The 12009-nt window shown below is 55.7% G+C and carries 9 protein-coding genes; 4 read left to right on the forward strand and 5 right to left on the reverse strand.

The features are described from left to right. Window positions 1-112: 112 nt before the first annotated feature. From trmL to glnA, 5 genes are all read right to left on the reverse strand, one after another. Window positions 113-577: a tRNA (uridine(34)/cytosine(34)/5-carboxymethylaminomethyluridine(34)-2'-O)-methyltransferase TrmL gene (gene trmL, locus EF096_RS03535; RefSeq protein ID WP_123888235.1), complete on the reverse strand. Its 465-nt coding sequence runs from the start codon at window positions 575-577 to the stop codon at window positions 113-115. A gap of 335 nt (window positions 578-912) precedes the next feature. Then, entirely contained in the window at window positions 913-2355 is a 1443-nt protein-coding gene (gene ntrC / locus EF096_RS03540) for a nitrogen regulation protein NR(I) (protein WP_123888236.1), read from the reverse strand. A gap of 166 nt (window positions 2356-2521) precedes the next feature. Beyond that, a complete protein-coding gene (glnL, locus tag EF096_RS03545; protein WP_123888237.1) occupies window positions 2522-3601 on the reverse strand; it encodes a nitrogen regulation protein NR(II) in 1080 nt (359 codons plus the stop codon). Between the two features lie 333 nt (window positions 3602-3934). Then, window positions 3935-4582: a DUF4124 domain-containing protein gene (locus tag EF096_RS03550; protein ID WP_123888238.1), complete on the reverse strand. Its 648-nt coding sequence runs from the start codon at window positions 4580-4582 to the stop codon at window positions 3935-3937. Between the two features lie 181 nt (window positions 4583-4763). Beyond that, entirely contained in the window at window positions 4764-6167 is a 1404-nt protein-coding gene (glnA, locus tag EF096_RS03555) for a glutamate--ammonia ligase (protein ID WP_123888239.1), read from the reverse strand. Window positions 6168-6477: 310 nt separating this feature from the next. Between glnA and thiI the strand changes: the two genes are divergently transcribed. From thiI to EF096_RS03575, 4 genes are all read left to right on the forward strand, one after another. Continuing rightward, the gene (gene thiI / locus EF096_RS03560) at window positions 6478-7935 is read left to right on the forward strand and encodes a tRNA uracil 4-sulfurtransferase ThiI (protein ID WP_123888240.1); all 1458 of its coding nucleotides are present in this window, start codon (window positions 6478-6480) and stop codon (window positions 7933-7935) included. 171 nt (window positions 7936-8106) lie between these two features. Further along, entirely contained in the window at window positions 8107-9918 is a 1812-nt protein-coding gene (typA, locus tag EF096_RS03565; RefSeq protein ID WP_123888241.1) for a translational GTPase TypA, read from the forward strand. 334 nt (window positions 9919-10252) lie between these two features. Further along, a complete protein-coding gene (locus tag EF096_RS03570) occupies window positions 10253-11170 on the forward strand; it encodes an alpha/beta hydrolase family protein (RefSeq protein WP_123888242.1) in 918 nt (305 codons plus the stop codon). 208 nt (window positions 11171-11378) lie between these two features. Continuing rightward, the gene (locus EF096_RS03575; RefSeq protein ID WP_372237840.1) at window positions 11379-11852 is read left to right on the forward strand and encodes a RipA family octameric membrane protein; all 474 of its coding nucleotides are present in this window, start codon (window positions 11379-11381) and stop codon (window positions 11850-11852) included. Window positions 11853-12009 lie beyond the last annotated feature (157 nt).

Raw genomic sequence — 12009 nt, forward strand, 5'->3', positions numbered from 1 at the left:
GGCGCAAAGCATCCTGATTACGCTTGCAGCTTGCAGCTTGCAGCTTGCAGCTTGCAGCTTGCAGCTTGCAGCTTGCAGCTTGCAGCTTGCAGCTTGCAGCTTGCAGCTGCGCTTAAAGCGCTCCCTCATATCCCAGTTGGCGCCAAGCCTCGTAAATCAGCACGGCAGCGCTGTTGGACAGGTTCAGACTGCGGCTGTCGGGTAGCATGGGAATACGCAGTACTTGATCCGCCGGTAGCGCCTCGCGCACCTCAGCCGGTATCCCGCGGCTTTCCGGTCCGAACAGAAACAGGTCGCCCGCAGCGAACTGCACCTCGCTAAACCCCTTTTCCCCTTTGGTGCTCAACGCAAACACCCGCCCCGGATTTACTGCCTGCAGGCAGGCCTCAAGATTGGGGTAGGTTTTAACCGCAGCAAACTCATGATAATCCAGGCCCGCACGTCGTAGGCGCTTGTCATCCAGCTCAAAACCCAGGGGTTCAATCAGATGCAGCTGGCAGCCAGTATTGGCACACAGACGAATGATATTGCCGGTGTTAGGCGGGATCTCGGGCTCGAGCAGGGCTATGTGGAACATGGTCTAGGCGTCAGGGTGATGTTGGGAGGGCAGTGTAGGCGTGCGCCATGGGGGCTGCAAGCACCCGTGAATGGGGTACTTGGAAACGAGGTGTCTTGGTGCATTCTGCAGCGGACGAATAGACTGAAAGAAGAGTTGACTGCTATTACGCCGCAATCACCCTATTGAGGCTTGAGGCTTGAGGCTTGAGGCTTGAGGCTTGAGGCTTGAGGCTTGAGGCTTGAGCATAAAAAAAGGTGACTCTAGCCTGCCTGAACCAGAGTCACCCCAAATACACCCACTAGTTATAAAGCATCAAGCGTGCCAGTTTTGCGCTGACTGTGGATTGCGCGACTTTATTCGCTATCCTCTTCATCAGCGCCATCCACATTCATGCCCAGTTCCTTGATCTTCCGAGTCAGGGTGTTTCGCCCCCAGCCCAGTAACTGCGCGGCATCACGGCGTCTTCCTGCCGTATGCTTAAGGGCGGTCTCAATCATGATCCGCTCGAATGCCGGCACCGCGATATCCAGCAGGTTGGTTAGCCCGCGGGCCAGCTCCTGGTCTGCCCAGGTGCGCAAACCGTGCTCCCAATTGCCATCAGGCGCACTGTCGTGGTGCTGCGTGAGCATTTCGGGGGGCAGGTCTTCGATCAGCACTTCGCGGCTGGAAGCCATAACGGTGATCCAGCGGCAGGTATTTTCTAGCTGACGGACGTTGCCGGGCCAGGGCAGGTTGCGCAGATAATCCTGGGTCTGAGGCTTGAGTAGCTTTGGCTCGACCGCGAGTTCCTGTGCGGCTTTGGCCAGAAAGTGCTGAGCCAGCGCTGGGATATCTTCACGGCGCTCGGCCAGCTTGGGAATGTGGATACGAATGACATTCAGGCGGTGGAACAAGTCTTCGCGAAACTTGCCTGCCTGAACCAGGCCTTCCAGGTTTTGATGCGTGGCGGCGATGATGCGCACGTCAACCTTGATCGGCGTATGTCCGCCCACCCGATAGAACTCGCCATCGGCAAGCACACGTAATAGCCGCGTCTGGGTTTCTGCCGGCATGTCACCGATCTCGTCGAGAAACAGGGTGCCGCCATCAGCCTGCTCAAAACGACCACGGCGTTGCACGCTGGCGCCGGTAAAGGCGCCTTTTTCATGGCCAAACAGCTCTGACTCCATCAGATCTTTAGGTATGGCGGCCATGTTCAGCGCGATGAACGGATTGCGCGCCCTCGGGCTATGGCGGTGCAGGGCATGGGCTACCAGTTCTTTACCCGTTCCGGACTCGCCGTTGATCAGTACCGTGATGTTGGAGTGAGACAGGCGGCCAATGGCGCGAAAGACTTCTTGCATGGCCGGCGCTTCACCGATGATTTCCGGTGTGCGTGCTTCGTCTGGCTCTTCATCCTCCGCTTCCTGTTCATGAGTGTGAGCTAGCGCACGGCGTACCAACGCGACCGCTTCATCAACGTCAAAGGGCTTGGGCAAATACTCAAAGGCGCCGCCTTGGTATGAGGCTACCGCGCTGTCCAGGTCGGAGTGCGCGGTCATAATGATGACGGGCAGTTTGGGGTAGCGCTCGCGAATATTGGCAAGCAGGTCCAGCCCGCTGGTCCCGGGCATGCGAATGTCGCTGATGAGTACATCCGGGCTTTGGCGCTGCAGGCGCGCCAGCGCGGCATCGGCGCTGTCAAAGCTAACGGGCTCCATACCTTCCTGTTGCAGCGCTTTCTCCAGAACCCAGCGGATGGATCTGTCATCGTCGACAATCCAGACATTTTCAGCACGATTGGGTGAGCGGGTCATAAATCAGTTCTCCAGTTCCGGTCTAGCCGGCAGGCAGTTGAGACAAGGCTCGTTAATCAGTGACGTGAACGCGCGCAAGTAGATAACGGCGGGGTTCGTTGTCAGGCTAAGGCGGCGGGGCGGGGGCCCAAATCGTCGCGCTGGGTAATTCCAGGTGCATGACATGTCAGTCGCCCCCTTCCTTTTCCAGCGGCAGGAACAGGGTGAAGGTCGTACAGCCGGGCTCGCTGTCACACTCGATCAAGCCCTGGTGCTGGCCAATTATGTTCTGGGTGATCGACAGTCCCAGTCCAGTGCCTTCAGCCCGGCCGCTGACCATGGGGTAAAAAATACTTTCGACGATGTCAGACGGAATGCCGGGGCCGTTATCGATCACTTCCAGTCTGCACACCAGGCGGTAGCGTGTTTGGCCAATGGTAAATTGGCGCAGCGCGCGAGTGCGCAGGGTAATGCAGCCCTGTTCCAGCGGGCGGTGTTCGGCTATCGCCTGCATGGCGTTGCGCACAATATTCAGCAGTGCCTGAATCAGTTGTTCGCGATCGGCAAGGATGTCTGGAATGCTGGGATCATAATCACGCTTTAGTTGCAGGACGCCCTGGGTTTCAGCTTCGATCAGGCTGCAGACGCGCTCGGTAATTTCGTGGATGTTGATCGGGTGCAGAGCTGGCGGGCGATAAGGGCCGAGCATGCTGTCAACCAGGTTACGCAGTCGATCAGCCTCCTCAATGATAACGTCGGTGTAATCCTTGAGTGATTCTTCCGGCAGTTCCCGGGCCAGCAGTTGCGCCGCGCCGCGAATGCCGCCCAGCGGATTTTTGATCTCATGCGCCAGTCCACGCACCAGTACTTTGGTGACCTCCTGCTTGGATAGCTGAGCTTCTTCCTTGGTGATACGTAGCAAACGGTCGCGCGGATAAAGCTCAATCAGCAGCCAGCTGCGATTGGCTGCCATGATGGGCGTGACTGAATAGTCGACCATCATGCTTCTGCCGTTGCTCAGGTTCAGCTGCGCTTCACGTTTGGTAAAGGGGTGAGCGTTCTCAACAGCGTTGCGCAGGGACTCCAGTGCCGCAGCAGTATCGGTAAAAAGCTCGCTTACGGGCTGCTGGAATACTCGCTGACCACTAACGGCCAATAACATCTCTGCTGCTGGGTTCATGAAACTCAGGCGCAAGTCTGCATTGAGCAGCAGCACGGCTGTGGTCAGGTTGTCCAAAATTTGGCGTAGAAATCGATCAGGCAGCATAACTATATCCATGGTTTGGGCAGAGAAATGCAAGAAGCGAACCAATTCAGGGCGTAGACCTAATGCTATGCATATTCTTTTGCTCGTTTCTGTTGCGCCGCGGTCCAGCAAGCAGCAGTAGGGGCTGCATGCCTTGTAAATAGGGCACTGGATGCTGGCGATGCTAGCGTTATACGGTGAAGAAAGTAGGCTTTATAGTGGCACACCGACAGCGGGCAGTAATCCGCACGCCAAGCGATGGCGCACGAATGGGAGCGCTTGGTGGGAGTATGCACCAAAACGGTGCTTTGTGCTGGCGCGGCTCTGGACGTTGACCGCGCCGTTGCAGGTAGGTCAGTTTCCGGTGGCAGGGCCTGGTACGTTTGGTGCGCGCGGTGCGGCTGGCGCAGTAGGGGCCTGGTTTGGATTGCCGACGCGGCCAGGCTGGTTCAGCGAAGTGCGCTGAACATGCAGAGTAACCGGGTCGCTGCTGAGGATAACCTGGCCTTTGGTATCCATGATGACAGCACTGATTTCGTGGGTGCCTCGGTCCAGGTTGGGCAAGGTTAATGTCGCATTGGGTTGGCCGCTACCGGCAATCGCTTGCTCGTTCAGGTTGCCATCAACCTGCGCTCGAAGAAGGTTTCCACTACGCAGCGGCGGGTCGATGGTGACCGACAGTTCGATATTGCCGTCGTTGGCGCGAACTGCACTATCGTTGGCTGGACTGGTGACCTTAAGGCTGCGATAGCCGCCGGTAATATTGGCGTTACTTTGGTTGTTGGCGCCATTGCTTGCTTCGTTAAATGCGGGAATAGGCTTGGGCGGCTCAATACTATTGGTCGGACCAACTTCAATCTTGGTGGAGTTGGGATTGGGTTGGTCTGAGTAGATGCGATTGCCTTGTGCATCTGTCCAGGTGTAAATCTCGCTCGCACCAGCGCCGGCGCTCATGCCGCCTAGTAAGAGTACGGACAGTGCCATAACTGATTTCTTGGACATCACTTTCTCTCCTGGGGCGCTCTAGCCCATCCATGCAGTCTTCTTTATAGCCTGATGGCGTCGAGATCGCCACGTGTCGCCGTATGCTGCTCCGGTTTTTCACTCATGGGAGCAGTATGGCAAGCATAAAAAAGGGCGCCCATAGGGGCACCCTTCTTTGACTGCCAGGCTTGCGCCAGGTTCAGCAGCTGTAATACAGATCGTATTCCAGCGGGTGAACGAAGGTGCGTACCTTGATTTCTTCGGCGTGCTTGAGCTCCATGTAAGCATCGATGAAGTCATTGGTGAAGACATCGCCCTTGGTCAGGAACTCGCGATCTGCGTCCAGAGACTCCAGGGCCTCTTTCAGGCTGCCGCAAACTTGTGGGATCTGGTCGGCTTCTTCCGGCGGCAGATCATACAAGTTCTTGTCGGCAGCATCGCCAGGGTGGATCTTGTTCTGGATACCGTCCAGGCCAGCCATCAACAGTGCCGCGAAGCACAGGTAAGGGTTAGCAGCTGGATCAGGGAAGCGTGCTTCAATGCGGCGCGCTTTCGGGCTGGAAACGTAAGGAATACGGATGGAAGCAGAACGGTTGCGAGCGGAGTACGCCAGCATTACCGGAGCTTCAAAGCCTGGGACCAGACGCTTGTAGCTGTTGGTGGACGGGTTGGTGAACGCGTTCAGCGCTTTACCGTGCTTGATGATACCGCCGATGAAAAACAGGGCAGTGTCGGACAGGCCGGAATAGCCTTCGCCAGCAAAGGTGTTCTTGCCGTCTTTGGAGATGGACATGTGTACATGCATACCGGAGCCGTTGTCGCCATACAGAGGCTTGGGCATGAAGGTAGCGGTTTTGCCGAAGGCATCGGCAACGTTGTGTACACAGTACTTCAGCGTTTGTACTTCATCGCCCTTGGCTACCAGGGTGTTGAACAGTACGCCGATTTCGTTCTGACCGGCAGTCGCCACTTCGTGGTGGTGAACTTCGATGGTCAGGCCCATTTCTTCCATGGCATTACACATGGCAGTACGGACTTCGTGATCGTGATCGACCGGAGGAACCGGGAAGTAACCACCTTTGACGCCAGGGCGGTGGCCCTTGTTGCCAGTTTCGAAGTCGCCGTCGGTATTCCAGGAAGCCTGCTCAGAGAAGATTTTGAACATGGAGCCGGAGATGTCGGACTTGAACTTCACTTCGTCAAAAACGAAGAACTCAGGCTCGGGGCCAACAAATACAGTGTCACCAATGCCGGTGGACTTCAGATACTCTTCGCAACGCTTGGCGATGCCGCGTGGGTCGCGCTCATAGCCCTGCATGGTAGACGGCTCGATGATGTCGCAAACCAGGATCAGGGTGGGCTCTTCGGTGAAGGGGTCCATGACTGCAGTGCTGTCATCGGGCATGAGGATCATGTCGGAAGCTTCGATACCTTTCCAGCCGGCAATCGAGGAGCCGTCGAACATCTTGCCTTCTTCGAAGAAGTCATCGTTGACATCACGAGCAGGCATAGTGACGTGCTGCTGCTTGCCTTTAGTATCGGTGAAGCGCAGGTCTACCCACTTCACGTCATACTCTTTGATCAGATTCATCGCTTTCGACATGGTTTCCTCCAAAAGGAATCATTTGCCAGGCATCTGGCCTGGCGCCTCTTTAATTCGAGCGGATCGGGTCCGCACGTCGGTTGCATTACAAGTGAGCAAAAGGTGTGCCATTTCGGAGCATCGCTCGAAAGGCCCTGTTTCAGTGGGCTTTGCTCAAAAAAACGTCAGCGCGCACCATAATAGCGCACCTAATAAGTGCAACCTAACGGGATTATGCACGCTTATAGTGCGCGTCGCTTGTTGATCGTTCGCGCGCCGCGCAACCACTCTAAGGTATAATGCGCGGCTTTGCGCACCTTACACCACTCCTATGAAACTCATCATTAAATTCTTCCCCGAAATTACCATTAAGACCCGCCAGGTCCGCAAGCGCTTTGTGGCGCAACTCAAGGGCAACCTGAAGCTTCTGCTGGCCGACATTGATCCTGAAGCGCGGGTCACTGGCAGCTGGGATAGCCTTGAGATAAACCTTGGCAGTGATCGACAGCTGCAGCAGTTGTGTATTGCTCGGCTGAAAAATACACCGGGTATCGCGCATTTTCTGGAAGTGCACGAGTACCCGCTGGGCACGCTGGATGAGCTGGCAGATCTGTGCGTAACTGCCGTCGGTGAGCAGCTGCAAGGCAAGGTGTTTTCCGTGCGCTGCAAGCGGGTCGGCCAACATGATTTCAGCTCACAGGATGTGGCGATCAAAGTGGGTGGCGAGTTGCAGCGGCGTTGCGGCGCAGCTGGCGTGTCGATGAAGCAGCCCGAGGTTGTTGTCCAAATTGAGATTCGCAGTCAGCGGGTATTCCTGATTCAGGCTCGTCACCCGGGCATGGGTGGCTTCCCGCTGGGCACCATGGAGCCGGTTTTGAGCCTGCTGTCGGGCGGATTTGATTCCACCGTAGCCAGCTACCAGATGCTGCAGCGCGGGTTATTGCCGCACTTTGTATTTTTCAATCTGGGTGGTCGTGCGCACGAATTGGGCGTTCGCCAGGTCGCGCACTATTTATGGCAGCGCTACGCGGCGAGCCATCGACTGCGTTTTGTCAGTGTGCCCTTCGAGGGTGTGGTGGCAGAAATTCTGCAGAATGTAGAGAACAGCCAAATGGGGGTGGTACTCAAACGCATGATGTTGCGTGCCGCCGACCGCGTGGCTGCTCGGCTGGATATCGATGCGCTGGTGACAGGGGAGGCCATCGCGCAAGTCGCAAGCCAGACGCTACCCAATCTCAGCGTAATTGATAAGGCGGCTGAGCGTTTCGTGATTCGCCCCCTGATTACCACCAGTAAGAGTGACATCATTGATACGGCGCGTCAGATCGGTACCCTGGATTTCTCCAGCAGCATGCCGGAGTACTGCGGTGTTATTTCGGTGGGCCCGGCGATTCGTACCACCGTGGCTAAAGTAGAAGAGGTCGAGGCGTGTTTTGACTTTGAGGTGCTGAATCAAGCGTTAGCTGGCGCAACCTATACCGATTGTAGTGAGCTGGATCAGGTGATGGCGGGCGGTGCCGAGGTCGAGGTGGTCAGCAGCGCACTGGCCGGGCAAGTGGTGCTGGACATCCGCCACCCGGACGAGCAGGAGTTAAGGCCCTTGCAGTTGCCAGGGGTAGAAGTACAGCAGATACCTTTTTATCGTCTCAACAGTGCATTTACGACACTGGACGCATCTCGTGCCTTCCTGCTGTATTGTGAGAAGGGTGTAATGAGTCAGCTCCATGCGCAGTATCTGCTCGATGCCGGTTACGGTAATGTGCGGGTTCTGCGTTTGCCCAAAAGTTAGGCCCGTCAGGACGGCAATAACGAGCCGTCTGGCGGTTTTTATGCCTGTTAATGCAGTGCAATTGGGCTTGGGCGTGCAAAAAACATACACTGTCATGCTTGGGTCTGTATAATGCCCACCTCTTTTTTCCAGTTAGCCGGCTCAAGTGCCGCGCCATCCAGGACGTTCAAAGTGATCGAGAATCTTCGTAATATCGCCATTATCGCCCACGTTGACCACGGTAAAACTACCCTGGTTGACGCCCTTCTCCGCCAGTCCGGTACGCTGGACCGCAAGGAGTTGGAGTCTGAGCGCATCATGGACTCCAACGACCAGGAAAAGGAACGCGGCATTACCATCCTGGCGAAAAACACCGCCATTAATTGGAACGGTTACCACATCAACATCGTTGACACCCCCGGCCACGCCGATTTCGGTGGCGAGGTTGAGCGTGTCATGTCCATGGTTGACTCAGTACTGCTGCTGGTCGATGCGGTTGACGGCCCCATGCCGCAAACCCGCTTTGTAACCCAGAAAGCCTTCCAGGCTGGCCTGCGTCCCATCGTTGTAGTCAACAAGATTGACCGCCCAGGCGCGCGTCCTGATTGGGTTATCGACCAGGTTTTTGACCTGTTTGACAGCCTGGGTGCCACCGACGAGCAGTTGGATTTTCCTTTTGTTTATGCCTCCGCCCTAAACGGTATTGCTGGTATGGATCCAGAGGAAATGTCGGAAGATTTGACCCCGCTGTTCCAGACCGTAGTTGATCGCGTGCCACCTCCAGACGTTGATCTGGACGGGCCTTTCCAAATGCAAATTTCGGCATTGGATTACAACAGCTTCTTGGGTGTTATCGGCATTGGCCGCATTCGTCGCGGCAAGATCAAGGCAAACAGCCCGGTTACCTCCATCGACGCCAGCGGCAAAAAGCGCAACGGCCGTATCCTGAAGATCATGGGTCACCACGGTCTGCAGCGTGTCGAGGTTGACGATGCCCAGGCGGGTGACATCATCTGCATCAGCGGTTTTGATCCGTTGTTCATCTCCGACACCCTGTGCGATCAGCAAAACGTTGAAGCCATGACGCCCCTGAGCGTTGATGAGCCGACTGTGAGCATGACCTTCCAGGTCAATGATTCACCTTTCGCGGGTAAGGAAGGCAAGTTCGTAACCAGCCGCAACATCAAGGAGCGTCTGGAAAAGGAACTGCTGCACAACGTGGCACTGCGCGTTGAAGAAGGCGATAGCGCTGACAAGTTCAAGGTGTCAGGTCGTGGTGAGTTGCACCTGTCGGTACTGATCGAAACCATGCGTCGCGAAGGCTTTGAGCTGGGTATTTCTCGTCCAGAAGTTGTGGTCAAGGAAGTAGACGGCGAAAAGCATGAGCCCTATGAAAATGTCATCATCGACATCGAAGACCAGCATCAGGGTCCGATCATGGAACAGATGGGTCTGCGCAAGGGTGATCTGTCCAACATGGTTCCGGATGGCAAGGGTCGTATCCGTCTGGAGTACAACATTCCAGCACGTGGTTTGATCGGTTTCCGTAACACCTTCCTGACCATGACCTCTGGTTCCGGCATCATGACCAGTACTTTCAGTCACTATGGTCCGGTCAAGCTGGGTGACGTGGGTCAGCGCCAGAACGGCGTTCTGGTCTCCATGGCAACAGGTAAGGCACTGACTTACTCGCTGGAAACACTGCAAAGCCGCGGTAAGTTGTTCCTTGAGCCAGGCCAGGAAATTTATGAAGGTCAGTTGGCCGGTATCAACAGCCGTGACAACGATCTGGTGATCAACCCCACCAAGGGCAAGAAGCTCGACAACATGCGTGCCTCCGGCAAGGATGAAGTCATCGCCCTGGTTCCGCCGGTCAAGTTCACTCTTGAGCAGGCGCTGGAGTTCATCGACGACGACGAGCTGGTAGAAGTAACGCCCAAGTCGATCCGTCTGCGTAAAAAGTTCTTGAACGAGAACGAGCGCAAGCGCGCCAGCAAAGGCTGATAGCCTGGTCTGAAAACAGACCAAAGAAAAACCCCGCACCGGTCTTCCGGGCGGGGTTTTTTTGTATCTGCGATTCTATGGCTGTCGATGCGCGACTACTAACCGAGGTCAATCGCGCCATCATAACCTTGGACACTCCCCTGTTCTTCCTATCACCCGGTCAAGTGAACCATCATCCCTGACATGTTGTTTTTCACCCGCATGGGCGAATTGAATCGACTTGAGTCATCTGTAGTATTTGTCCCGAGGCAGCTTTATCCCTTGCGATGGCCCCTGTTTTAAGGCGAGCCAGCATCCGTAGTTAAAACAATAATGCTTCACGGAGACTCAATAAATGATGAAGAAAAAGTGCAACACCCTGTTTGCTCTCTTGGCCACTGGCGCGCTGATGATGTCCTCGGCCGCGATGGCAACCAATCCACCGCCAGGGGAGCCGACTGACCCTGGTAACGGCTCTGGCTATCAGCGTGGCCCTGATCCGACTGTGAGCTTTTTGGAGGCCGCACGCGGCCAGTACAGCGTTGATACCGAGCGGGTCTCCGGTCTGGTAGGCGGCTTTGGTGGCGGTACCATTCATTACCCCGAGGACGTTAGCGGGACCATGGCGGCCATCGTGGTCATACCAGGTTATGTCTCTGCAGAATCTTCCATTGAATGGTGGGGGCCGAAGCTGGCGTCCTACGGCTTTGTCGTGATGACGATCGACACTAACACCGGCTTTGATCAGCCGCCGAGCCGTGCCACACAGATTAATGCCGCGTTGGACTATCTGGTTGATCAGAACAGCGATAACGGCAGTCCGGTTCAGGGCATGATCGATACCAATCGTCTGGGTGTGATCGGTTGGTCGATGGGTGGCGGCGGTACTATTCGCGTAGCCAGCCAGGGCCGCATCAAAGCAGCCATTCCGCTCGCACCATGGGATACCAGCAGCTACTATGCGCGCCGTGCTGAAGCGCCAACCATGATCTTTGCTTGTGAGTCCGACGTCGTTGCGCCGGTCGGACTGCACGCTTCGCCGTTCTACAATGCACTGCCTTCGAGCATCGATAAGGCGTTCGTCGAGATTAATAACGGTAGCCACTTCTGCGCTAACGGTGGCGGCTTTAATGACGACGTGTTGGGGCGCTTGGGCGTATCCTGGATGAAGCTGCATCTGGATGAAGACGGTCGCTACAATCAGTTCCTGTGCGGACCAAACCATGAGTCGGACTTCAGCATTTCCGAATACCGTGGTAACTGTCCTTACTGATTGATCGCTGCTGTATAAGGGCGCTGCTCTGCAAGGGGCAGCGCCTTTTTTGTTGACGCTCCCCTGGCAGTACCCTTTGTCGTTTGTTTCTCTATCAGGAACTAAAGGCAGTTTGGTTTTTCACATTAGCGTTAGGGACGCGACGAGGACGGACATGATCATTCATCCACACAAGCCTGAGCCACCGCAGTCTGACCCGGCGCTGCAAATGCTCACGACGCCCAAGGAGCGCCTGGATTTTTACCGGCGCGAGATATTTAATGAGACGGGTAACCTGGCCAACCGCACCAATGCGTATCTAACGGCGCAGTCCTTTCTGGTTATTGCCTACGCTTCCTGCATGGCCAACAGCAACCCCCATTGGGGTGAGCTGTTTACTCTGGTGGTGCCTACCACGCTCGCGGTTTTCGGTATTCTCAGCTCGTTCAGTGCCTGGCCCGGGATAAAGGCTGCCTGCGACATTATTGATCATTGGTATGCCAAGCAGAGTGGTTTGCTGCAGCACGAATCCGCTTTTGGACAGGCTTATGATGAATTTCCGTTATTTTCGGATTGGGAGTCGACCTTCAGTGGGCAGCGCAAATCCTTGGCGTTTTCCAAGCGTTCCCCCTGGTTGTTCTGCGGCTTTTGGATTTTTCTGGGCTTTTTTGCCCTGTGGATACAAATACCCACATTAGGCTGACAGTAGCTGTTGTTTGCAGGACAGGCACGCCATGTTGCGGTAGTGCGCCGTTGCAGCTCTGGGCTTGTTTGGCTAAGTCCAGATGGCATGGGTAGTCGTCCTTGATCGCTCAACAGTGCCAAGGTACCAACCTGAGCTTCACGCAAATCTCCGCTAA

The organism is Pseudomonas neustonica (assembly GCF_003797945.1).
Classification (GTDB): domain Bacteria; phylum Pseudomonadota; class Gammaproteobacteria; order Pseudomonadales; family Pseudomonadaceae; genus Halopseudomonas; species Halopseudomonas neustonica.

Excerpts from the sequence above, each read along its gene's own strand:
- trmL (WP_123888235.1), bottom strand. The coding sequence starts at position 577 with ATGTTCCACATAGCCCTGCTCGAGCCCGAGATCCCGCCTAACACCGGC.
- ntrC (WP_123888236.1), bottom strand. The coding sequence starts at position 2,355 with ATGACCCGCTCACCCAATCGTGCTGAAAATGTCTGGATTGTCGACGAT.
- glnL (WP_123888237.1), bottom strand. The coding sequence starts at position 3,601 with ATGCTGCCTGATCGATTTCTACGCCAAATTTTGGACAACCTGACCACA.
- EF096_RS03550 (WP_123888238.1), bottom strand. The coding sequence starts at position 4,582 with ATGTCCAAGAAATCAGTTATGGCACTGTCCGTACTCTTACTAGGCGGC.
- glnA (WP_123888239.1), bottom strand. The coding sequence starts at position 6,167 with ATGTCGAAAGCGATGAATCTGATCAAAGAGTATGACGTGAAGTGGGTA.
- thiI (WP_123888240.1), top strand. The coding sequence starts at position 6,478 with ATGAAACTCATCATTAAATTCTTCCCCGAAATTACCATTAAGACCCGC.
- EF096_RS03570 (WP_123888242.1), top strand. The coding sequence starts at position 10,253 with ATGATGAAGAAAAAGTGCAACACCCTGTTTGCTCTCTTGGCCACTGGC.
- EF096_RS03575 (WP_372237840.1), top strand. The coding sequence starts at position 11,379 with ATGCTCACGACGCCCAAGGAGCGCCTGGATTTTTACCGGCGCGAGATA.